The sequence below is a fragment of the Protaetiibacter mangrovi genome (assembly GCF_024752305.1).
Taxonomy (GTDB): Bacteria; Actinomycetota; Actinomycetes; order Actinomycetales; family Microbacteriaceae; genus Homoserinibacter; species Homoserinibacter mangrovi.
Genome location: NZ_JANTHX010000007.1, coordinates 402306 through 423871, shown reverse-complemented (window position 1 = coordinate 423871; position 21566 = coordinate 402306). Strand labels below are relative to the sequence as shown.

The 21566-nt window shown below is 70.3% G+C and carries 21 protein-coding genes; 18 read left to right on the top strand and 3 right to left on the bottom strand.

What is annotated here, in order from left to right:
• Positions 1-55: 55 nt before the first annotated feature.
• Positions 56-1132, bottom strand: a complete 1077-nt coding sequence (locus tag NUH29_RS09705; RefSeq protein WP_258798901.1) for an ABC transporter substrate-binding protein — start codon at positions 1130-1132, stop codon at positions 56-58.
• Positions 1133-1455: 323 nt separating this feature from the next.
• Between NUH29_RS09705 and NUH29_RS09700 the strand changes: the two genes are divergently transcribed.
• From NUH29_RS09700 to NUH29_RS09665, 8 genes are read left to right on the top strand one after another with little or no spacing between them, the layout of a single operon-like run.
• Positions 1456-3225, top strand: coding sequence for a thiamine pyrophosphate-binding protein (locus tag NUH29_RS09700; protein WP_258798900.1), 1770 nt, complete (start codon positions 1456-1458; stop codon positions 3223-3225).
• On the top strand, positions 3222-4649 hold the full coding sequence (locus NUH29_RS09695) for an aldehyde dehydrogenase family protein (protein ID WP_258798899.1): 1428 nt from the start codon (positions 3222-3224) through the stop codon (positions 4647-4649). The genes NUH29_RS09700 and NUH29_RS09695 overlap by 4 nt, the downstream gene beginning before the upstream one ends.
• Positions 4650-4651: 2 nt before the next feature.
• Positions 4652-5851, top strand: a complete 1200-nt coding sequence (locus NUH29_RS09690; protein WP_258798898.1) for a CoA transferase — start codon at positions 4652-4654, stop codon at positions 5849-5851.
• Positions 5848-7053 (top strand): CaiB/BaiF CoA transferase family protein, encoded by a 1206-nt coding sequence (locus tag NUH29_RS09685; RefSeq protein WP_258798897.1) that lies wholly within the window; start codon positions 5848-5850, stop codon positions 7051-7053. Before NUH29_RS09690 ends, NUH29_RS09685 begins: the two co-directional genes overlap by 4 nt.
• Positions 7053-7811: an enoyl-CoA hydratase/isomerase family protein gene (locus tag NUH29_RS09680; RefSeq protein ID WP_258798896.1), complete on the top strand. Its 759-nt coding sequence runs from the start codon at positions 7053-7055 to the stop codon at positions 7809-7811. Before NUH29_RS09685 ends, NUH29_RS09680 begins: the two co-directional genes overlap by 1 nt.
• Positions 7812-7834: 23 nt before the next feature.
• The gene (locus NUH29_RS09675; RefSeq protein WP_258798895.1) at positions 7835-8974 is read left to right on the top strand and encodes a thiolase family protein; all 1140 of its coding nucleotides are present in this window, start codon (positions 7835-7837) and stop codon (positions 8972-8974) included.
• Position 8975: 1 nt separating this feature from the next.
• Positions 8976-9377 carry a Zn-ribbon domain-containing OB-fold protein gene (locus tag NUH29_RS09670; protein WP_258798894.1) on the top strand — a complete coding sequence of 134 codons (402 nt, stop codon included), beginning with the start codon at positions 8976-8978 and terminating at the stop codon, positions 9375-9377.
• Between the two features lie 38 nt (positions 9378-9415).
• On the top strand, positions 9416-10621 hold the full coding sequence (locus NUH29_RS09665) for an MFS transporter (protein ID WP_258798893.1): 1206 nt from the start codon (positions 9416-9418) through the stop codon (positions 10619-10621).
• Between the two features lie 7 nt (positions 10622-10628).
• Here the strand turns inward: NUH29_RS09665 and NUH29_RS09660 are convergent, their stop codons facing one another.
• On the bottom strand, positions 10629-11909 hold the full coding sequence (locus tag NUH29_RS09660; protein ID WP_258798892.1) for an MmgE/PrpD family protein: 1281 nt from the start codon (positions 11907-11909) through the stop codon (positions 10629-10631).
• A complete protein-coding gene (locus NUH29_RS09655) occupies positions 11906-12835 on the bottom strand; it encodes an LLM class flavin-dependent oxidoreductase (protein WP_258798891.1) in 930 nt (309 codons plus the stop codon). The genes NUH29_RS09660 and NUH29_RS09655 overlap by 4 nt, the downstream gene beginning before the upstream one ends.
• 179 nt (positions 12836-13014) lie before the next feature.
• Between NUH29_RS09655 and NUH29_RS09650 the strand changes: the two genes are divergently transcribed.
• The 10 genes from NUH29_RS09650 (at position 13015) to NUH29_RS09605 (ending at position 21559) form a co-directional block, all read left to right on the top strand.
• The gene (locus NUH29_RS09650) at positions 13015-13908 is read left to right on the top strand and encodes a MurR/RpiR family transcriptional regulator (protein WP_258798890.1); all 894 of its coding nucleotides are present in this window, start codon (positions 13015-13017) and stop codon (positions 13906-13908) included.
• A 128-nt stretch (positions 13909-14036) separates the two neighbouring features.
• The gene (locus NUH29_RS09645; protein WP_258798889.1) at positions 14037-15053 is read left to right on the top strand and encodes an ABC transporter substrate-binding protein; all 1017 of its coding nucleotides are present in this window, start codon (positions 14037-14039) and stop codon (positions 15051-15053) included.
• A gap of 36 nt (positions 15054-15089) precedes the next feature.
• Positions 15090-15863, top strand: a complete 774-nt coding sequence (locus tag NUH29_RS09640; protein WP_258798888.1) for an ABC transporter ATP-binding protein — start codon at positions 15090-15092, stop codon at positions 15861-15863.
• A complete protein-coding gene (locus tag NUH29_RS09635) occupies positions 15860-16747 on the top strand; it encodes an ABC transporter permease (protein WP_258798887.1) in 888 nt (295 codons plus the stop codon). The genes NUH29_RS09640 and NUH29_RS09635 overlap by 4 nt, the downstream gene beginning before the upstream one ends.
• Positions 16747-17580, top strand: a complete 834-nt coding sequence (locus NUH29_RS09630; protein ID WP_258798886.1) for an ABC transporter permease — start codon at positions 16747-16749, stop codon at positions 17578-17580. The genes NUH29_RS09635 and NUH29_RS09630 overlap by 1 nt, the downstream gene beginning before the upstream one ends.
• Positions 17581-17617: 37 nt before the next feature.
• Positions 17618-19120 (top strand): UbiD family decarboxylase, encoded by a 1503-nt coding sequence (locus NUH29_RS09625; protein WP_258798885.1) that lies wholly within the window; start codon positions 17618-17620, stop codon positions 19118-19120.
• Positions 19117-19566 (top strand): hypothetical protein, encoded by a 450-nt coding sequence (locus NUH29_RS09620; protein WP_258798884.1) that lies wholly within the window; start codon positions 19117-19119, stop codon positions 19564-19566. The genes NUH29_RS09625 and NUH29_RS09620 overlap by 4 nt, the downstream gene beginning before the upstream one ends.
• On the top strand, positions 19563-20162 hold the full coding sequence (locus NUH29_RS09615) for a UbiX family flavin prenyltransferase (protein WP_258798883.1): 600 nt from the start codon (positions 19563-19565) through the stop codon (positions 20160-20162). Before NUH29_RS09620 ends, NUH29_RS09615 begins: the two co-directional genes overlap by 4 nt.
• On the top strand, positions 20159-21169 hold the full coding sequence (fgd, locus tag NUH29_RS09610; protein WP_258798882.1) for a glucose-6-phosphate dehydrogenase (coenzyme-F420): 1011 nt from the start codon (positions 20159-20161) through the stop codon (positions 21167-21169). The genes NUH29_RS09615 and fgd overlap by 4 nt, the downstream gene beginning before the upstream one ends.
• Positions 21170-21202: 33 nt before the next feature.
• A complete protein-coding gene (locus NUH29_RS09605) occupies positions 21203-21559 on the top strand; it encodes an ArsR/SmtB family transcription factor (RefSeq protein WP_258798880.1) in 357 nt (118 codons plus the stop codon).
• The last annotated feature ends 7 nt before the right edge of the window (positions 21560-21566 follow it).

The window sequence follows — 21566 nt, the reverse complement described above, 5'->3', positions numbered from 1 at the left end:
TCGGATGACGGGTGCGGCGCCGGGACCGGGTGGGCCGTCCCGGCGCCGCGGTGGGTCACTGCCCCCGGATCAGCGCGTCGTACGCGTCCGACCACTTCGAGCGGGTGGCCTCATCCATGAGCGCGTTGGTGTCGAGGTAGATGAAGTCGTCCTCGGCGACGCCGGTGAGCGGGCCGCCCTCGATCGGGATGGCGGTGTTGATGAAGGTCTTGTTGTCGTGCAGGACCTGCGCGCCATCGGAGAGGATGAAGTCGACCAGCAGCAGCGCCGCGGCGGGGTGCGGCGCGTTGGCCATGAGCACGCCGCCCTCGGGCTGCACCACGAGCGGCTTGACGTAGTCGCCGTCCGCGGTGCGCCAGGCGATCGGGGCGCCCTTCGCCGCGGTGCGGTCGATCACCTGCGTCAGCACCGAGGTGCCTGCCGCGTATTCGCCCGCCGAGAGCAACTCGGTCATCGCGATGGACGAGGCCTGCGGGCTCGAGTACGACACCAGGGTCTCGAAGAACTCCTGGATGCGGTCGTCGTCCCAGCCCTTGTCGGCGAGGTAGTCGTGGATCGCCATGTACCAGGTCCATGCGCCGGCATCCATCGTCAGTTTGCCCTTCCACTGCGGATCGGCGAGGCCCTCGATCGTGTCGGGGACCTCGTCATCCGACACCAGGTCGGTGTTCCAGGCGACGACCGGCACGGAGAGCCGGAACGGCACCATGTCGTTGTCGGTGCTGAAGGTGGGGATCTGCGAGGTGAGCTCGTCGTTCACGTAGGGGGCGGTGATGCCGTCCTCCTTGGACAGCAGCGCGGCGTTCTCGTCCTCGAAGACGTCGACGGCGTTGAGGCCCGCCTGGTACTCCTGCACGACGCGCTGCAGGATCGTCTCGGAGCGTCCGTTGAAGACCTCGACGTCGATGTCGTAGGCGTCGCTGAACGCGTCGAGCACGGGCTGCCAGCCGGGTGCCGTCGAGTAGAAGACCACGACGCCCTCCTCCTGCGCGGCGGCGACGAGCGCGTCGTGTCGTTCCTGCCCGCTCATCGCGGCGAACTTGTCGTAGGTGCTGAGCGCCGACCCGCCGGAAGAGCCGCCGCCGTCGCCGCCGTCGCCGGTGGTGCTGCAACCGGCGAGCGCCGCTGCCACCACCCCGACGGTCGCGATCGCCGCGACCCTGAGTCGCTTTCGACGGACCCGAGGGGTGGATGACGTGGATGAATGGATTGCCTGCATGTCGACCTCCTTGTCGGACCGCGAGGGTGCTGCGGGTGGTGGATGGGGGAGCCCCGCGGCTGCCTGCACACAAGCACAAGTTGTTCGAGGTGTCAATGGTGGGTGACACGGTTGTTGCACGCCTCGACGCTCGCCAATCGGGGGATGTCGAGCCGTTCTTGTCGCGAGCCGTATTGACAGCAACTTTTGTTGCTGCAACGATGGCGACAGGAACTCGGCCAAAGGAGGCTCGGAGAATGCGCGTAGTCGATGCGCTCGCGGACTGGTTCGCCGCCGCGGGGATCACCCACTATTTCGGATACGCAGGCGGTGCGATCTGGCCCATCATGGACGGCCTGATCGACCACCCCGAGATCAAGGGGATCCAGGCCAAGCACGAGTCGCACGCCGTGCACCAGGCCGACATCTACTTCCGCGAGACCGGTCGCATCGCCCCGGTCATCGTCACCAAGGGCCCAGGCCTCATGAACGCCGTCGGCGGCGTCGCGAGCGCCATGCACGACTCCGTTCCGCTGCTCGTCATCGCGGGCGGCACGGCGACCCACTTCATGGGCAAGGCCGGCATGCAGGAGATGTACTACCACGGCCACGAGGACGCGGTGAGCGTGATGCGCCCGCTCACCAAGGGCGCCTGGATGGTCATCCGCCCCGACACGGTGATCGACACGCTCAACCAGGCCTACAAGCTGGCGGTCAGCGGGCGACCCGGACCCGTGTTCGTGCAGCTGCCCACCGACATCCAGAACAGCGTCGTCGAGGGCGCGATCATCCCGCCCTCGTCGCGCGAGGTGCGCACCGGGTCGCGCGTCGACGCCGCGGCGCTCGACGAGGCGGCCGCGCTGGTGCGCGCGGCGAAGCGCCCGGTGATCCTCGCGGGCGGCGGGCTGGTGCGCTCGAAGGGCGGCGCGGATGCGCTCGCCGCGTTCACCGAGACCTACCGGGTGCCCGTCGCGACGACCGTCCCCGCGAAGGGCATGCTCGACGAGACCCACGAGCTCGCGGTCGGCCCCGTCGGACGCTCCGGCACCTGGGCCGCGGCGGATGCCACTCGCGGCGCCGACCTCATCGTCGCCCTCGGTGCGCGGTTCAGCGACAACAACGCCGGCAACTGGCGCAAGGGCGCGATCTACGACACCGAGGAGACCAAGATCATCCAGGTCGACCTCGCCATCGAGGAGATCGGCCGCAACTACGACGTCACCCTGGGGCTCCAGGCCGACGCCGGCGGCTTCCTCACCGACCTCGGTGCGGCACTCGGCGGGGAGGCGCTCGCGATCGACGGATGGCGGCAGCAGGTCGCCGAGTTCAAGCAGACCTGGGCGGGCGAGGTCGAGCGGGTGATCACGGGCGACTTCGACCGGATCCACCCCGGGCGCCTCAGCCACGAGGTGGGCGAGGCGCTCAAGCGCCACGAGAACACCCACCTGTTCGTCGACATCGGCGACATCGACCAGTACGCGGAGCCGTATCTGCAGATCACCCGACCCGGCAGTTGGCACATCAGCTCGGGCATGGCCGAGATGGGCTGGGCGAGCGAGGGTGCCCCGGGCGCCGCGGTCGCCAAGCCGGGTCTCGTGCCCATCGCCCTCACCGGCGACGGCGCGTTCCTCATGGGTCCGCAGGTGCTCGCGACGGCGATCGAGTACGGCCTGCCCACGGTCTGGGTCATCATCAACAACAAGGAGCTCGGCATCGAGAAGAAGGGCGCGGGGCGGGCGTTCGGCCGCAACCACCCGTGGATCTTCTTCCGCACGCCCGACGGCGAGCCCTACAACCCCGACTTCGTGGCGCTGGCCCGCGCCTTCGGCGCCGACGGCGAGCGGGTCGAGAAGGCGTCGGATCTGGCGGCGGCACTCGACCGCGGCATCGCCTCCGGCCGGCCGTACGTGATCGACGTCGACACCGACCCCGACGTGCCGACCTACTTCACCACCGGACTCGACCGCGCGTACCCCGACAACTGGTATGCGGGCTACGGCGCACAGGGGCAGCTGGAGACGCCGTGAGCGACAGCCAGCCGATCTACGTCGCGGGTCGGTGGGAGGAGTCGCCGCTCGAGCTGATCTCCATCGCCCCCGGCACGGGCGAGGAGATCGGGCGGACCTTCCGAGCCACCGCCGAGCAGCTCGAGCGCGCCACCGCGGCCGCGGTGACCGCGTTCGAGAGCACCCGTCGGCTCGCGTCCTTCGAGCGCAGCGCCGCCCTGCGTCGCATCGCGGAGGGGATCGCGCGCGAGCGCGAGGAGCTCGGCACCTCCCTCGCGCGGGAGGCGGGCAAGCCGCTCGCCGACGCGCTCGTCGAGGTCGACCGCACCTCCTTCCTCTTCCGGCACGCCGCGGAAGAGGCGGAGCGCATCCGCGGGGAGCTCGTGCCCCTGGATCTGATCGCGAGCTCGCGCGGCAAGTTCGCGATCACCCGGCGCGTGCCGCTCGGGCCGGTCGCCGGCATCAGCCCGTTCAACGTGCCGCTCAGCCTCGCCGCGCACAAGCTCGCGCCGGCCATCGCATCCGGCGACACCATCGTGCTGAAGCCGGACTCGCGCGTCGCCCTCACGCTGCTGCACCTCGCGCGTCTCATCGACGAGGCGGGTCTGCCCGAGGGGGCGGTGAGCGTGCTGCCGATGGACATCGAGGTCGGCGATTCTCTCGTCACCGATCCCCGGTTCAAGCTGCTGTCGTTCACGGGCTCGGCACGCGTCGGGTGGGACATGCGCGCGCGCGCCGGCTCCAAGAACGTGGTGCTGGAGCTCGGCGGCGACGGCGCCGTGATCGTCGCGGCCGACGCCGATCTCGACCTCGTGGTACCGCGCCTCCTCGTCGGATCGTTCAAGTACGCCGGGCAGATCTGCATCAGCGTCCAGCGGGTCTTCGCGCATCGCTCGCTCGCGGACGAGTTGCAGCGCCGCCTGGTCGAGGGCGCCGAGGCGCTCCGGGTGGGACCCCCGCTCGAGCAGGGCGTGGACCTCGGCCCGATGATCTCCGACGCGGCGGCGGCCCGCACCCTCGAACTCGTCGACGAGGCGGTCGCCGCCGGGGCGCGGCTGCTCACCGGGGGGACCCGCGACGGCGCGTACGTCCGCCCGACCGTGCTCACCGGCGTCCCCGGCGGCGTCCGCCTCGCCCGCGAGGAGGCCTTCGCGCCTGTGGTGGTGGTGGAGCCCTTCGACGAGCTGTCGGAGGCGATCGCCCGCGTCAACGCGAGCGACTACGGCCTGCAGGCCGGCGTCTTCACCTCGGACCTCGCGACCCTCTGGGAGGCGTTCGACGACCTCGAGGTCGGCGGTGTCGTCATCGGCGACGTGCCCACCTACCGGATCGACCACATGCCGTACGGCGGGGTCAAGGACTCCGGCATGGGGCGCGAGGGCATCCGCTACGCCATCGAGCACATGACCGAGCTGCGCTCGCTCATCATCACCCCGAGGTCGTGACGATGGGATCCGTCCGCCCTCCCGCCGCTCTCGACGGCGTCCGCGTCGTCGACCTCGGCGACGAGCTGGCCGCCTACGCGGGCCGCCTGCTCGCGGATCTCGGCGCGGAGGTCATCCGCGTGGAGCCGCCGGGCGGAGCCACCACGCGCACTGCGGAACCCCTGATCGGGTGGCCGGAGGGCGGGGTGAGCGCCTTCGAGCGGTTCGTCAGCGCCGGCAAGCGCTCCCTCGTGATCGACACGGCCCAGCCCGAGGGCGTCGACGAGCTCCGGGACCTGCTCGCGACCGCGGATCTCGTGATCGAGAGTCCCGGCCCCGTGCTCGCTCAGCTGGGAATCGACGACGTCGAGCTCCGGCGGCTCCATCCCGGAATCGGCCATGTCGTGGTGACGCCGTTCGGTCTCGAGCACCCCGCCCCGTGGACCGACACCGACGATCTCGTCCTGATGGCCGCGGGGGGGCTGCTGCACCTGGGCGGATATCCGGACCTCGGGCCGGTCGCCGCCTACGGTGGGTTGAGCCGCTTCGCCGCCTCGATCTTCGGCGCCGTCGCCGCGCTCGCCGCGCTGCTCGACGCCGAGGGCGGCGGCGGTGGATCCAGCTACGACGTGTCGGCACAGGAGTGCGTCGCCCAGGCGCTCGAGGACAGTGCCGTGACCTACGCGCTCACCGGCACGGTACGAGAACGTCAAGGCGACCGGCCGCGGGAGGCGGGCAGCGGCGTCTACCCCTGCCGCGACGGCTACGTCTCCATGATCGCCGGGCGCCTCGGCACCGCGCGTGCCTGGTCGAATCTGGTCGGCTGGATGGTCGAGTGCGGCAGCCCGGATGCGACGGAACTGCTCGACCCGCGGTGGTCGAGCTTCGAATACCGGCAGAGCGACGAGGCCATCGATCGCTTCGGCCAGCTGTTCGCCGCGTTCACCGCGCAGCGCGGCAAGCAGGACCTCTATCGCGACGCGCAGGCGCGGATGATCGCGCTCTCGCCGGTCGCCACCGTCGGGGATGTGCTCGCCGACGTGCAGCTCGCGTCGCGCGACTTCTTCGTCGACGTCGCGGACGCCCGCGTGGGCAGCATCCGCTTCCCGCGCGCGCCGTATCGGCTCTCGGCGACGCCCGCCGCCGATCCGCGCCCGGCCCCGGCCCTCGGCGAAGCGGACCCCGAGCTCTTCGGGGCGCGGGTCGAGGAGGGCGTGCGATGACGGCGGGGCGGCCGCTCGAGGGGTTCCGCATCCTCGACTTCTGCTGGATCGGCGCCGGGGCGCTCGTGACGAAGACGCTCGCCGAGCTCGGCGCGTCCGTCTACCGTGTCGAATCCAGAACCCACCCCGACAACCTGCGGCTCTCGCCGCCGTTCCGTCCGGGCACGGAGGGGATCGAGGCCTCGGGGTACTTCGCGAGCCGGAACTCGAGCAAACGGTCCGTGGCCCTCAACATGCAGACCGCGGAGGGACGTGCCCTCGCACGTCGCCTCGCCGAGGGCGTCGACATGGTCAGCAGCAACTTCCGCCCGGGGATCATGGAGCGCTGGGGGATGGGCTACGCGCAGCTGCGCGAGACGAACCCCGCGCTCATCTCGCTCACGATGCCGATGCAGGGCGCCGAGGGGCCGCACGCGAGCTACATCGGCTTCGGCTCGACGATCGCCGCCCTGTCGGGGCTGGTCGCGCTGTCGGGGGTGCCCGGTCGCGCGCCGGTCGGCACCGGAACCCATTTCCCCGACCACGTGCCCAACCCGGGTCATGCCCTCGTGGCGGTGCTCGCGGCCATCCGCCACCGTCGGCGCACCGGCGAGGGCCAGCAGATCGAGCTGTCCCAGCTCGAGTCGACGGTCAACGTGCTCGGACCCGCCTTCGTCGAGGCCGGTCTCGGCCGGCAGCCGGAGCCGGTCGGCAATCGCGTGCCGGGGGTGGCCCCCCACGGTGCCTACGTCTGCCGAGACGGAGCGTGGATCGTCGTCTCCTGCCGGCGCGACGCCCACTGGGCGTCGCTCGTCGACGCCCTCGGATTCGCGGCCCCCGCGCGCTTCGCGGTCGCCGCGGCGCGCGCGTCGGAGGAGGGCGCGGTCGACGCCCTCGTGGCCGCCGCGGTTGCCCGCCACGACCGCGGCGCCGCGATCGCCCTGCTCACCCGCGCGGGCGTGCCGCACGCCCCCGTCAACTCCTCCCGCGACATCGTGGAGGAGAAGGTGCTGTGGGAGCGGGGGTTCTGGCGCGACGTCGAGCACCCGGTGATCGGACGGATCCCGATCAACCGCAGTCCGTTCCGGCTGATCGACGGGCCCGAGGCGCAGGTCACCCGCCCGCCGCTGCTCGGCGAGGACACGGCCGAGGTGCTCGCCGCCGAACTCGGGCTCGACGCGGCCGAGATCGCACGTCTCGTCGACGAGAAGGTGCTCTACTGATGGCCGGCGTGACGTGGTCGGTGCACGGTCAGGTCGGATGGGTGGTGCTCGACCGTCCCGCGCAGCGCAACGCCCTCGACCTCGATGCACGCCTCGAGCTCGCTCAGGCGTTCGCGGCACTCGACGCGGATCCCGAGGTGCGCGTCGCCGTGCTGACCGGCGCGGGTGGCGTGTTCTGCGCCGGAACGGACCTGACCGGTCCGCAGGACCCGGCGCATCCGCTCCTCGTGAACCCGCAGCGCCTCGCGCAGCCGCTCGACGACTTCACGAAGCCCCTCATCGCGGCGGTCGACGGCGGCGCGGCGGGCGGCGGCTTCGAATTCGCCCTCGCCGCGGACCTGCGGGTGGCGACCCCGCGCGCGAAGTTCCTCCTGCCGGAGGTGAGGATCGGCAGTCTCCCCGGGAGCGGCGGCACCCAGCGCATCTTCCACGCATTGCCCTCGGCCGTGGCGGCGAAGGCCCTCTTCACGGGCGCGCCGATCGACGCCGAGACGGCGCTCCGGTACGGACTCGTGAGCGACGTCTTCGCCGAGGACGAGTTCGCCGAGCGTGTCGCCGAGCTCGCCGAGCGCATCGCGGAAGCCGCGCCCCTCTCGCTCGTCGCGGCCAAGCGCGCGGCGCGTGCCGCTCTCGACGCGATCGGCCCGGGCATCGAGCTCGAACGCCGGCTGTGGGCGGAGCTCGCGGAGACCTACGACCGGGCGGAGGGACGCGCCGCGTTCCGCGAGAAGCGCCCGCCGAGATTCGAAGGAAGGTAGTCGGAACGGATGGGTGACGATCGATGAGCTGGGACAAGGCCGCCATCACGGGGGTCGGGACGAGCCGCATGGGCAAGTTCCCCGGTGTGACCTCCAATCAGCTCGCCAAGGAGGCGTTCGTGAACGCCCTCGGCGACGCGGGCATCCCGAAGGACGAGATCGACGGCCTCATCACGATGCCCGGCACCACCTCGCCCGAGGGCGCGAAGCACTATCTGGCGCTCGGCGAACTGCTCGGGATCAATCCGCGGATCGCGTGGAGCATCAGCATGGGCGGCGCGACCGTCGGCACGCTCGTCACCCAGGCGGCGCTCGCGATCGAGGCGGGCATGGCCTCCACGGTCGCCGTCGTGTTCGGCGACGCGGCGAAGACCGGAGGCAGCCGCTTCGGTGCGGCCGCGGGCGACGACGACTCCTGGGGGATCTGGGGCATGTTCGGCAACGCCGCGAACAGCGCGATCGCCGCGAGCCGCCACATGGCCGTCTACGGCACCACGAGCGAGCAGCTCGGCTGGGTGGGGGTGACGATGCGCAAGCACGCCGCGCTCAACCCGAACGCCATCATGCGCGAGCCCTTCACGATCGAGGACCATCAGAACTCCCGGATGATCGTCGACCCCCTGCACCTGCTCGACTGCTGCCTCATCAGCGACGGCGCCGTCGCGATCATCGTCACGAGCCCCGAGCGCGCGCGCGACAACGCGACCCATCCGGTGCGGATCATGGGCATGGGCCAGGCCCACTCGTTGCAGAAGCTCGAGAAGGAGGACTGGTGGTACATGCCGCACCAGCGGGAGGCGATCTTCGACGCCTACCGGATGGCCGGCGTCGGCCCGACGGACATCGACGTCGCCCAGCTCTACGACAACTTCACCATCTCGGTGCTGCTCTGGTTGGAGCACGCGGGCTTCGTGAAGCCGGGCGAGGCCGGTCCGTTCGTCGAGGGCGGCGAACGGATCACGCTCGGAGGGGAGCTGCCCGTCAACACGGCCGGCGGCAACCTCTCCGAGTCGTACATGCAGGGCTGGTTGCACGTCGTCGAAGGCGTGCGCCAGATGCGCGGTGAATGCGGGCCGCGGCAGGTGCCGGGAGCGGAGGTCACCCTCGTGACCGGGCGCGGCATGACCCTCAACACCTCCGCCGCACTCGTCCTGGGGCGCTGACATGACCGATCTCATCCGACCCGTCGTCACCGACAACAACCGCGGCTTCTGGGAGGGCGCCGCGGCGGGCGAACTGCGTGTGCAGCGCTGCCTCGCCTGCGATCACCTCCGCTATCCGCTCGCGCCGTGGTGCCCCGTGTGCCTCGACGAACGCTGGGAGTGGCAGGCGTTGTCCGGCCGCGGCACGGTGCTGTCCAAGCTGGTGTTCCACCAGAGCTACCACCCGGCCTGGAAGGACCGCCTGCCCTACAACGTCGTGCTCGTCCAGCTCGAGGAGGGGCCGCGCATGATCAGCAACGTGCTCCCGCTCACGGGCGAGGACTTCGCGGTGGGCGATGCGGTGGAGGTCGCGTTCGATCCGGAGGGCGAGGTCACGATCCCGCGGTTCCGCGTCGCCGGATGACGGCGGAGGATCCCGCGCCGCGGCCGGAGCGGCGCTCGGTGTGGAGACTCTTCGCCGACCGGAGCTTCGGGCCGTACTTCGCCGGCAGCCTGGCCTCCAACATCGGAACCTGGTGCCATGACATCGCCGCGGTGGTGTTCGTGTTCCAGATCACCGGGCTCTCGTCGATGGTGGCGCTCGTGTCGGTCGCCGGATTCGGCGTCTCGATCGTGCTCGCCCCGCTCGGCGGTCAGCTTGCGGATCGCTTCGACCGGCGCGTGCTGCTGCTGGTGATCTCCTCCGTCATGGCGGTCGCCGCGAGCTCGCTCGCGATCGCCGTCCTGCTCGGCGCCCGGGATGTCGCGCTGCTGCTCGCCGTGACCTTCGTGCTGGGCGTCGGCCGGGCGCTCAGCACCCCGACGATGCAGGCGCTGCTTCCCGCGCTCGTCCCCCCGGCGGATCTCGCGCAGGCATCGGCGTTCCAGTCGTTGACCTTCAACCTCGCCCGGGGGATCGGTCCGGCGCTCGGCGCGGGACTCGTCGCGCTCGGCGGGCCCGGCCTCGCCTTCAGCGCGAACGCCGTGAGCTTCGCCGCCTACGCGATCGTGCTCGCCGTGATCCGTCCCGTCGGGCGCGCCCGGAGCTCGGGCCAGGGCGGTGTCCTGGGCGGGGTGCGGCACGTGATGCACAACCCCGGGCTCGTTGGCCTCCTGCTGCTCGCGCTGGTGGTCGGGATGGCGACCGACCCGGCGATCACCCTCGGCCCGTCGCTCGCCGAGCATCTGGGGCTCGGATCCGAGAACGCCGGACTGCTCGTGACGGCGTTCGGCATGGGGTCCCTGCTGATGGCGCCGTTCGTGGGTCGGATGCGCCGGTGGCTCGGCCCGGGGTGGACGTGCGTCACGGGCCTGGCGCTCGTGGTGGTCGGGTTCGTCGGGGTGGCTGCGGCGCCCGTCGCGGGGGTGGCGCTCGGCGTCATCGTGGTCTCGGGCATGGGCTACCTGGCGGCGAGTTCGGATGTCTCCACGAGCCTGCTCGAGCTGCTCGACGACGGGCTCCGCGGGCGGGTCATGGCCCTGTGGACGATGGGGTTCATCGGGGGGCGTCCGATCGCCGCCCTCATCGACGGCTCCGTGTCGGATCGCCTCGGGCCGCAGGCGGCGTTCCTGGTGATGTCCGGGATCCTGGCGCTCGGCGCCGCGGCGTTCGCCCTGTGGCTCGCGCGCTCACGGGATGGGCTCTCGCCCGAGGCCATCCGCCCCTGAGCCTCGTTCAGCCGCGCAGCGCGTCCCGCAGGGCGCGGGCATCCGCGTCGTCGAGCGCGGCGAGCAGCCGCGCGGCCCGTGCGTCGCCCGCTGTGCGCACGAGCTTCTCCTCGACGGCCGCGGCGTCGAGTGGACGGGCGGGGGTGCCGAGCGCGACGGCCACCTCGCGCGCGGCGCCGTCGACGAGCACGCGCGCGGCGCCGTCGCCGAGGGCCACATCCTCCCGCACCTCGACTCGACCAGCGAGCCCCGCCGTCTCGGAGTCGAGGAGCGACTCCGGCGAGAAGTCGCTCAGTCGGCAGTCGCCGACCCGCCAGACGGTGGCCGCCACCCAGCGCGCCGACTGCAGCGCGGTGAGTTGATCGGGCCAGCCCTTGTCGGCGCACAGCGCGAAGGACTGCGGGGGGAGCTCGACGACGATCCGTTCGGGTGAGCCGGAGCGGCGGAGCGCGAGCACCGCCTCGATGACCGACTGCAGCGAGCTCGCCGCCGGCCAGCGGCGCAGCGCGATGCCGTGCAGGCGCCAGTCGTCGCCGATTCCGCGCAGCACGGCGTCGGCATCCGCGCCGCCGTAGGCGATCAGCAGGCCGCCGTCCGGATGTTCGAGAGGATCGAGTTGGCCGCCCAGCCCCGCCCGCGTCATGTCGACCGCGAGGACCCCCGCGAGGGCGGCGCGCGCCTGCGTGAACTTGACCCCGGGGGAGCCGATCGCCGCGAAGGTGCCCGCCGACTGCAGCAGGGCGAGACCCCACGTGCGCTCGAGCGTCTCGGCGTCGAGGCCGGACAGCAGGCCGGCGGTCGTCGCGGCCCCGAACGGGCCCACGACGCCCGGGGCGTGCCAGCGGGCGCCCCGGTACCAGCCCTCGTCCATCGCCTCGCAGAGCCGCACCGTGACCTCGGCGCCGATCGCGACCGCCCGGAGGACCTCCTCGACGGCGGTGTCGTCCGCGGTCGTCGCGAGCGCCGCGCCGAGCAGCGGCGGGGAGACGTGGCACATGCGGGGGCGGAAGACGTCGCACATGGTGGTCGCCGTCGCCTGCCAGGCGTTGAGCAGGGCGGCGGCGGCACGTCCGGCGCCCTCCGGATCGGAGACGACGAGCGCGCGTCCCGCACCGAGGCCGCGTGCCGCCTGCGCGAAGTCCGCGCGTGCGGGCGCGTCGCGCCCCGCGATCGCGCACGCGATCGCGTCCACGAGCAGATGTCGCGCGGCGTCCTGCGCGGCCACGGGGATGCCGGACCACGTGGTGCCGACGGCGAACTCCGCGAGACGCGTCGCGGTGGTCGTCATCGGCCTGCGGCGCGCTCGGCCGCGGGCCGGATCACCTCGCGGTCGAAGCGGCGTGCGTTCGCGGCGAACTCATCGGGGTCGTGCCCCTCGAACACGAGGATCAGCTCGTCGTTGCCGACGGCTGCGAAGCGCAGCACCTCGCCGATCATGGCCTCCGGGTCGCCGTGGATGGAATAGGTGGCGCTCGGCGCGGCCTGGAACTTCACGCGCGCCCGCGTCGACACGAACGGGAAGGCGCGGCCGGTGAGGGCCATGGCCTCGCGCAGCTGCGGCAACCGCTCCTCGAGATCGGCGGGACCTGTCTGGGCGGCGTGGTAGCCGTCTCCGAACTCCGCGGTGCGGCGGAGGGCGCGGGCGCTGCGCCCGCCTGCCCAGATCGGGATGTCTCGGGTCGGCAGGGGGGCGAAGGTGAAGTCCTCGAGGGTGTGGAACTCCCCGTGGAACGGCTCGGTGCTGCCCGACCAGAGGTGCCGCCACAGGCGCATCGACTCGTCGACGTAGCGCCCGCGCACCCGGAACCTGTCCTCTTTGCCCATGTTGCGGTACTCGGGCAGGTCGTCGGTGTCGCTCACGCCGACGCCGACGATGAGGCGCCCGCCCAGCAGCACGTCGAGGGTTGCGAGCTCCTTGGCGAGCATCGGCGCGTCGCGCATCGCCGGGGAGACGACGCTCGTCCCCAGCACGAGATCCTCGTGGCGACCCCCGACCCAGGCGATGGTCGTGAGCGCCTCGAGCATCCACCCGTATTCGTCAGCCTCGGGGCCGTCCGGCACCATGAGGTGGTCGGTGACCCATCCGCTGCGCCAGCCCAGCTCGGTGGCGACCGAGGCCACCGCGTCCAGATGTTCGGGTCCGGATCCGCGCCCCTTGTTGGGAAGAATGACGCCGAACGTCATGTCACCTACGCGCGTCAGCTCACGTGCCATGGATGGATGCTCCTCGTCGATGCGATCGGGTCGACCCTAGCAGGGCGCTGCAGGAGTGGCCAGAGAATGAAACAAACATTGTTGTTGCAAGATGACCGTTTCAGTTGAACGATGGGAGCGAGTGTTCCACTACTCTCAACTGCGGTGCGGCCCGACGGTCGCCGGAACCGGAGGTCGACATGGATGCCTCGCAGGACGTCCTGAGCGCGGTGCGCAAGAAGTACGATGAGCTCACCCATTCGCAGAAGCGCATCGCCGAGGCGATCGTCGAAGACCCGGAGTTCGTGGCCTTCGCCACGGTCGACAAGCTCTCGGAGCGTCTCTCCGTTGCGCCCTCGACCGTCGTCCGCTTCGCCTACAAGCTGGGGCTCAACGGCTATCCGGATCTCCAGGAGCAGGTGCGCCAGGTCGTGCGCGGCCACATCCGGGGCAAGGCGACGGGGTCCGACGGCGATGAGGGACTGGCGGAGCATCTCGAAGCGGGTGGTCACGCCGCCTCGCTGCTCCACGACCTCGAGAACCTGCGCAAGACGATCGCGGCGCTCGAGCCGGAGCGGCTCGACGAGGCGGTGGCGATCCTCGCCTCGGCGCGCTCCGTCTTCGTGGCGGGCGGCTACGCGTCGGGCGCGCTGGCCGCCTACGCGGCGCTCACCCTCGAGCGCATCCGGGGCCAGGCCTATCTGCTGGAGAACCTCGGGGGCAGGCAGGTGCCGGCGCTCTTCTCCGCCACGGAGGACGACGCCCTGCTGGTGATCGGCTTCGCGCCGTACAGTGCGGACACCATCCAGATCCTCGAACTCGCCCGCGAGCGCAAGATGAAGCTGGTCGGGCTCACGGACACGCCGATCTCGCCCGTCGGCCAGCGGGTCGACGTCGTGCTGCCGACGCGGGTGAGCGGGATGGGCACGCAGAATTCGCTCGTGGCGCCGGTGGCGGTGCTCAACGTGCTGCTGAACGGGACGATGGCGGCTCTCGGCGACTCGATGACGCGCTACGACCGGCTCATGAAGTCGATGGATCGGTGGGGGCTCTTCGTGCTCTCCGGCGAGGATTCCGACAAGCCGGAGCGATGACAGCGAAATTTGCTTCACCTCCTCTTGGAAACAAATTTGCCATGATTGCTTGACTTATGGAACATGGGGTGATGCGATAGCGGTACTTGCCCCTTCCGCAGAATGGCCTGCGGAGAAAGAAGGTTTCAATGATGAAAGCTCGGTTCCTGGCAATCCCCGTCGTCGCCATGGCCCTCGTCCTCGCCGGATGCAGCACCTCCGGCGACAGCGGCGACGGCGGCGACGGTGACGACCTCACCATCCGCATCATCGGCATCGGCACCCCGGACTTCAGCGCCGTGGACGTCGAGAAGTGGAAGCAGAACCTCGAAGACGCCGGCTTCTCCGTCGACTTCAAGTCGGTCGAGGAGGAGGACGCCGCACTGCGCGCCGTCGTCGCCGGTGCCGCCGACGTCTACATCGGCTCGCTGCCCTCGATGATCACCGCTGTGCAGAACACCGAGGCGCCCGTCGAGCTCGTCGCGGTCAACGCGCAGGCCACCGACTACGTGGTGCTCGCCCAGAACGACATCGAAAGCATCGACGACCTCGAGGGCAAGACCATCGCGGTCAACACCCCCGGCTCTGCCGGCGACACGATCATGAAGTTGGCCCTCGACGCCGAGGGCTTCGACATCGACTCGCCCGACTACGTCGTCATCGGCGGCACCTCGGCGCGCGTCGCGGCCCTCCAGGCCGGCCAGGTCCAGGCGACCGTCGCCCACCTCGTGAGCGCCGAAGCGGCCATCGAGACCGGGCAGTTCCACGCCCTGCTGTACTGCGGTCCGGCCCTCGGCCCGTACGTGCAGACCGGACTCATCGCGTCGACGGACTTCACGGCGAAGACCGAGGTCGCGCAGAAGGCCGTGGACGCCCTCATCGACGCGGAGCGCTGGGCGGCGAGCGACAAGGACGGCTACATCGAGCTGTCGCAGTCGGTCGACACCGAGAGCTCGGACGCGCTGCGCGACAGCGCCTACGACGGCTTCGTCGACATCGACTTCTTCGGTGTGGACGGCGGCCTGAGCGACGACCTGATCGACAGCTGGATCCAGACCTCGATCGACGCCGGCGACTTCGACGCGGCGACCATCCCCGACAAGAGCGAGTGGTTGAACTCGACGTTCGTCGACGACTACCTCTCCCGGAACGGCACGTTCCAGTAACGGTCCGACCGACACGACGAAGGAGTCGAGAAGTACATGTTGAGCGTCATCAACGTCACGAAGAGCTACGACCCGGCGAAGCCCCCGATCCTGGTGGACTTCAACCTGGAGGTGGGGGCCGGCGAGTTCGTCTCGCTCCTCGGGCCCTCCGGATGCGGGAAGACGACCGCCCTGCGGATCGTCACCGGCCTCCTGGAGCAGTCCGACGGTGAGGTCTTCGTGAACGGAGAGGCCAGCAACGGTCCTTCTCGCGACAAGGCGATCGTCTTCCAGAGCTTCAACCTGTTCCCCTGGAAGACCGCACTCCAGAACGCGGCCTACGGGCTCGAGGTGCAAGGCGTCCCCAAGAAGGAGCGCCTCGCGCGTGCTGCCGAGTACCTCGAGCTCGTGGGCCTCGGGTCCCGCAAGGACCACTTCCCCTCCCAGCTGTCCGGCGGGCAGCAGCAACGCGTCGGTCTCGCCCGTGCGCTCGCGATCGAGCCGAAGCTCCTGCTCATGGACGAGCCCTTCGGCGCTCTCGACGCGCTCACCCGCGAGCAACTGCAGGGGCTGCTGCTGAAGATCGTGGCTGAGAAGGGGCTCTCGGTGCTCTTCGTCACGCACTCGATCGACGAGGCGATCTACCTGTCCGACCGCATCATCGTGATGGGCGTCAACCCGGGCCGCGTCATCGCCGACCTCCCCGTCGACATCGAGAAGCCCCGCACCGACTCCAACTGGCGCGCGACCGAGCGCTATGCGGAGCTCCGCGACGAATGCTGGAACCTGCTCCAGTCGCAGATCAAGATCGCTGCGGGGGCGGCGAAATGACCCAGGTGGCGACCGTCGACGCCCCGCCCACCGGAGGGGCCCCCGGCCCCGCCGCCCGCTCCGCCGCGACCCCCGCCTGGCGACGGGTGCTCGGCAATCCGTGGACCATCCGCGTCATCTCGCTCGTCGTCTTCCTCGGCGTCTGGGAGTACTTCGGGCGGGATCTGCCGTACGTCATCTCCTCGCCGTCCGCCATCTGGGCGGCCGCGGTGGAGCACTTCTGGCCGGAGGTCTGGCCCGCGTTCCTCGAGACCCTCCGCGGGCTCGGCGCCGGATTCGGCCTCGCCATCCTCGTCGGGGTGCCGCTGGGTCTGCTCATGTCGTTCAGCCCGATCGTCGAGACCGCGCTGTCGCCCTACCTCTCGGCGCTCTACGCCACCCCGCGCATCACCCTCATCCCGGTGCTCGTGCTGTGGCTCGGCATCAGCTTCGAGATGAGGATCGGCATCGTGTTCCTGTCGGCCGTCTTCCCGATCATGCTGAACACCTACCTGGGCGGGAAGGAGGTGGATCAGGGTCTCCTCGACGTCGGGAAGGCGTTCAAAGCCTCCGGATTCAAGGTGTACCGCAGCATCTACCTCCGCGGCAGCGTGCCCTACATCTTCGCCGGCCTGCACCTCGGCCTCGGCCGCGGCCTGATGGGCGTGGTGGTCGCGGAGATCGCGACGTCGGCCGGCGGCATCGGCAATCTGATCTCCTACTACGCCAAGTACTTCCGCATCGACTCCATGTTCGTCGCGGTGGTCGTGCTCGGCCTGTTCGCGGTCTTCATCGCCGAGTTCCTCACCCGGTTCAACACGACCCTCAACGAGCCGTGGAACCGGAGGCGGAAGAAGGAAGGCGTCGTGGAACGCGACATCCCGACGAATGCGCAGGCCGAGTGATGACCGCCTCGACGACCACCCGCGCCATCCGCACGATGAACAGCGCGGCGTCGCGCAACAAGTGGGCCCAGTCCCCGCTCGGCCGCTGGACCATCCGCATCGTCACCCTCGTGGTGCTGCTGGGCGCCTGGGAGATCGGCGCGAAGGATGTGAGCCGGGCGCTCATCGCCCCTCCGTCGGAGATCTTCGCCGCCGCGTGGACCCAGTTGTTCGTGACCGGATCGGTATGGGGGCCGTTCTTCGACTCCATGTTCGTTCTCGTCACCGGTCTCGCCGCCGCCCTCGTGATCGGTCTTCCCATCGGCGTGGCGATGGGGCGCTGGAAGAAGGTCGCCTACGCGCTCGACCCGTACGTGACGTTCCTCTACTGCCTCCCGCACGTCGCGCTCGTGCCGCTCATGATCATCCTGCTGGGATTCGACTACCCGTTCCGTCTCGGATACGTGGTGCTGTCGGCGGTCTGGCCGGTCATCATCAACACGATGGCGGGCGTGCGGGCCGTCGACAAGGACCTCATCGACGCGGGTGTCGCATACACCGCCAACGAACGCCAGATCATCTGGGGGATCATCCTGCCGGCGGCGTCGCCCTTCATGGTCGCCGGGGGACGCCAGGCGTTCTCGGCCGCGTGGTCCGGCGTCATCGTGTCGGAGATCACGTCGACGCTCGTCGGCGTCGGCGGCCAGATCAAACTCTTCGCGATCGACTACCTGACGGCGGACATGTTCGTCCCGATCTTCGTGATCATGATCGTCGCCGTCGCGATCCAGGGCTTCGCCGCATGGGCGCAGCGGAAGCTGACCCCGTGGCAGGTCAACCGGGTCTCCCGGTGATTCGACACAGCGGCACCCGCCGCGGAAAGGTGCGCGCATGAGCGACACGATCCCCGACGAACTCCGGGCGAAGGGACGCGGCGACGCGGCCACCGTGCCCTACGCCGAAGCACCCGGCACCGACGACTCGGGGCTGCGCCGCTGGTTGCGGGAGGTCGACGAGCTCGGTGAGCTGCGCGTGATCGAGGGCGTCGATGCGGAGGCCAGCATCGGCCTGGTGTCGGAGATGCTGCACCACACGGAGGAGTCTCCGGCCGTGCTGTTCGACGCGATCCCGGGCTATCCGAAGGGGTGGCGCGTCGCGGTCAACACGCTCGGCAACCGCAAGCGACTCGCCAACACTCTGCGCCTGCCGCACGACATCGGCACCTTCGAGCTGGTCGACGCCTGGCAGGCGCACCTCGACTCGGTCGTGCCGATCGCCACGAAGCAGGTCGAGTCCGGTCCCATCACCGAGAACGTGATGCGGGGCCACGACGTGGATCTGCTCGCCTTCCCCACGCCGCTGTGGCATCCGGAGGACGGCGGGCCGTTCATCGGCACCGGATGCGGCATCATCACCCGCAGTCGCGACGACGGCACGATCAACATGGGCACCTACCGGGCCCAGGTCTACGACGAGACCACCGCCGCCATCTACATCTCGCCCGGCAAGGATGGACGACTCCACCGCGACACCTGGTTCAACGCCGGCGAGGACATGCCGGCCGTCATCGTCGCGGGCCTGCACCCGCTGCAGTTCATGGCATCCGGTCTCGAGATCCCGCGCAACGTCAGCGAGCTGGAGTGGGTCGGCGGCGTGCTCGGCGAGGCGATCGAGACCATCACCGGCGAGTTCACCGGTCTGCCCATCCCCGCCGACGCCGAGATCGCGATCGAGGGCTTCCTGCGGCACGACGTGACCCGCGACGAGGGTCCGTTCGGCGAGTGGACGGGCTACTACGCCTCGACCGCGCGTCCCGAGCCCGTGTTCGAGGTGAAGGCCGTCTACTACCGGAACAACCCCATCATCCTCGGCTGCCCGCCCGAGAAGCCCCCGTACGAGGCGCAGCGCTTCCAGCAGTACGGCCGCAGCGCCGCCCTCAAGCGCGAGATCCAGGGGGCCGGGATCCCGGGGGTCGTGAACGCCTGGACGCACAGCGTCGGCGGCTGCCGCCTGTTCAACATCATCTCGATCACCCAGCTGTACGAGGGCCACTCCCGTCAGGTCGGCAACATCGCCGCCCAGGTGCGCCAGGCCAACTACTTGGGACGCATCGTGATCGTCGTCGACGACGACATCGACATCACCGACCTGCACGAGGTGATCTGGGCCGTCACGACCCGCGCCGACCCCGAACGCGACACCAAGATCCTGACCGGGGCGCTGAGCGGCGCGCTCGATCCCGCGATCCATCCGGATCACAAGGGCACCAACTCCCGGCTCATCATCGACGCCTGTCGGCCCTGGTCGTGGCGCGATCGCTTCCCGCAGGCGATCGGGCCCTCGATCGAGGTCAAGAACTTCACCCGGGAGACGTGGTCCTGGGTCATGGAATGACGGGCGTCCCCGCGGCGTGGGCCGACGTCTTCGACGGGCGCGGGCTCGCCTCGAAGGTCGGCGAGACGGTGCTGCTCATCGCCGGGGCCGAGCCCCGGGTGGCCGCGCTCAGCGCGGGCGAGGTGCTCGTGCTCGGGGAACGCGTGGGCGTGCTCCTCTACGCGGGCAGCCGGACGACGGCCGCCGTGCGCGACACGGGACGCTGCCTGCTGCTCGGGGTCGCCGACGGCGGGCTGCTCCGCATCCGGGTCTCCCTCGCCGAGGCGACCGGGGTGGAGCTGCCGCCCGGCCGGGCCGCCTTCGCGGGCGACATCGTCGAGGTCGAACTCGACCGCGTGGGCTACGCCGAGGTCACCTCCGGCATCCGCTTCGAGCTCGACGATCCCGCGGGCGTCGCGCAACGGTGGGAGCATCAGATCGAGGTACTCGAGGAGGTCTTGCGATGAGGAAGCGGCTGATCGTGGCGATCACGGGGGCGAGCGGGGCGGTGTTCGGCGTCCGCACCCTGCAGCGCGCGCGGGAGTTCGATCTCGAGACGCATCTGATCGTCAGCCCGTGGGGCGCCAAGACCCTGCAGCACGAGACACGACTGAGCTCGAAGGATCTCAAGGCGATCGCCGACGTGGTGCACCGCCCGGGCGACCAGGGCGCGACGATCTCGAGCGGTTCGTTCGAGACCCTGGGCATGATCGTGGCGCCGTGCTCGGTGAAGACCCTCGCGCAGGTCGCGCACGGGATCGCCGACGACCTGGTCGCGCGCGCGGCCGACGTCGTCATCAAGGAGCGTCGTCAGCTCGTGCTCATGGTGCGGGAGAGCCCGCTGAGCCCGATCCACCTGGAGAACATGCTCACCCTGTCGCGGCTCGGGGTCACGATCATGCCGCCCATGCCCGCCTTCTACAACAACCCCGAATCGCTCGAGGACATGATCGATCACATCGTCACGCGCGCGCTGGACCAGTTCGGTCTGCGCTCGGAGACCACCCCCCGCTGGGACGGGATCCTCGCCCCGTCGCCCTCGCTCGAGGGGGTCGACGAGTGACTCGTCCTCTTCGTCTCGGGTACAAGGCGTCGGCTGAGCAGTTCGCGCCGCGTGATCTGGTGGAGTTCGCGGTGGCGGCGGAGGGGCACGGGTTCGAGTCGGTGACGACGTCGGATCATTTCCAGCCGTGGCGGCACGAGGGCGGGCACGCACCGTTCTCGCTCGCCTGGATGACGGCGGTGGGCGAGCGGACCTCGAGTGTGCTCATCGGGACGAGTGTGATGACGCCGACGTTCCGCTACAACCCGGCGGTGATCGCGCAGGCGTTCGCGACGATGGGGGTGCTGTATCCGGGGCGGATCTTCCTGGGGGTCGGCTCCGGTGAGGCGCTCAACGAGATCGCGACCGGGTGGACGGGGGAGTGGCCGGAGTTCAGGGAGCGGTTCGCCCGGCTGCGGGAGTCGGTCGACCTGATGCGGGCTTTGTGGACCGGCGACCGGGTGAGCTTCGAGGGGGAGTACTACCAGACGGTGGACGCGTCGATCTACGACCGACCCGGCACCCCGATCCCGGTGTACATCGCGGCGGGGGGTCCGATGGTGGCCCGCTACGCGGGTCGCGCCGGCGACGGGTTCATCTGCACCTCGGGCAAGGGTGCCGGGCTGTACCGCGACGAGCTGATGCCGGCGGTCGAGGAGGGGGCCGGCAAGGCGGGCAAGACCCTCGACGACGTCGACCGGATGATCGAGATCAAGCTGTCCTACGACACCGACTACGACACCGCGCTCGAGAACACCCGCTTCTGGGCGCCGCTCGCGCTCTCCAAGGAGCAGAAGCACGACATCACCGACCCGGTCGAGATGGAGAAGGCGGCGGATGCGCTGCCGATCGAGCAGATCGCCTCCCGCTGGATCGTCGGATCCGACCCCGACCAGGTGGTCGCCGACATCAAGCAGTACATCGACTGGGGTCTGAACCACCTCGTCTTCCACGCCCCCGGCCACGACCAGCGGCGCTTCATGGAGCTGTTCGAGCGCGACCTCGCCCCGCGGCTGCGCGCCCTCTAGCGGCGGCGATGCGCAGAACATTAGAATCTGCGTATGCACATAGATAAGGGCACCGACGGGATCGACGTCGACAGTCAGTTCGTCGAGCTCGCGGTCGAGGTGTTCTCGATGCTCGCCGACGCGACGCGCATCCGCCTGGTGCTCGCCCTGCGCGAAGGGGAGCTCTCCGTGAACCACCTGGCGGACATCGTCGACCGCAATCCCGCGACGGTGTCGCAGCACCTCGCCAAGCTGCGGCTGGCGCGGATGGTGACGACCCGGAGGCAGGGCACCACCGTGTTCTACGCGCTCACCGACGAGCACGCGCTTCAGCTCGTGACCGACGCCGTGCTCCAGGCCGAGCACACGGTCGGCGTGCCGCGGCACCACCACGAGCGAGCGGAGGGCTGACATGGGT

Bases quoted from the DNA above. Each gene is read 5' to 3' on its own strand.
- NUH29_RS09700 (WP_258798900.1), top strand. From the start codon at position 1,456: ATGCGCGTAGTCGATGCGCTCGCGGACTGGTTCGCCGCCGCGGGGATC.
- NUH29_RS09690 (WP_258798898.1), top strand. From the start codon at position 4,652: ATGGGATCCGTCCGCCCTCCCGCCGCTCTCGACGGCGTCCGCGTCGTC.
- NUH29_RS09685 (WP_258798897.1), top strand. From the start codon at position 5,848: ATGACGGCGGGGCGGCCGCTCGAGGGGTTCCGCATCCTCGACTTCTGC.
- NUH29_RS09680 (WP_258798896.1), top strand. From the start codon at position 7,053: ATGGCCGGCGTGACGTGGTCGGTGCACGGTCAGGTCGGATGGGTGGTG.
- NUH29_RS09675 (WP_258798895.1), top strand. From the start codon at position 7,835: ATGAGCTGGGACAAGGCCGCCATCACGGGGGTCGGGACGAGCCGCATG.
- NUH29_RS09670 (WP_258798894.1), top strand. From the start codon at position 8,976: ATGACCGATCTCATCCGACCCGTCGTCACCGACAACAACCGCGGCTTC.
- NUH29_RS09660 (WP_258798892.1), bottom strand. From the start codon at position 11,909: ATGACGACCACCGCGACGCGTCTCGCGGAGTTCGCCGTCGGCACCACG.
- NUH29_RS09655 (WP_258798891.1), bottom strand. From the start codon at position 12,835: ATGGCACGTGAGCTGACGCGCGTAGGTGACATGACGTTCGGCGTCATT.
- NUH29_RS09650 (WP_258798890.1), top strand. From the start codon at position 13,015: ATGGATGCCTCGCAGGACGTCCTGAGCGCGGTGCGCAAGAAGTACGAT.
- NUH29_RS09645 (WP_258798889.1), top strand. From the start codon at position 14,037: ATGATGAAAGCTCGGTTCCTGGCAATCCCCGTCGTCGCCATGGCCCTC.
- NUH29_RS09640 (WP_258798888.1), top strand. From the start codon at position 15,090: ATGTTGAGCGTCATCAACGTCACGAAGAGCTACGACCCGGCGAAGCCC.
- NUH29_RS09635 (WP_258798887.1), top strand. From the start codon at position 15,860: ATGACCCAGGTGGCGACCGTCGACGCCCCGCCCACCGGAGGGGCCCCC.
- NUH29_RS09630 (WP_258798886.1), top strand. From the start codon at position 16,747: ATGACCGCCTCGACGACCACCCGCGCCATCCGCACGATGAACAGCGCG.
- NUH29_RS09625 (WP_258798885.1), top strand. From the start codon at position 17,618: ATGAGCGACACGATCCCCGACGAACTCCGGGCGAAGGGACGCGGCGAC.
- NUH29_RS09620 (WP_258798884.1), top strand. From the start codon at position 19,117: ATGACGGGCGTCCCCGCGGCGTGGGCCGACGTCTTCGACGGGCGCGGG.
- NUH29_RS09615 (WP_258798883.1), top strand. From the start codon at position 19,563: ATGAGGAAGCGGCTGATCGTGGCGATCACGGGGGCGAGCGGGGCGGTG.
- NUH29_RS09605 (WP_258798880.1), top strand. From the start codon at position 21,203: ATGCACATAGATAAGGGCACCGACGGGATCGACGTCGACAGTCAGTTC.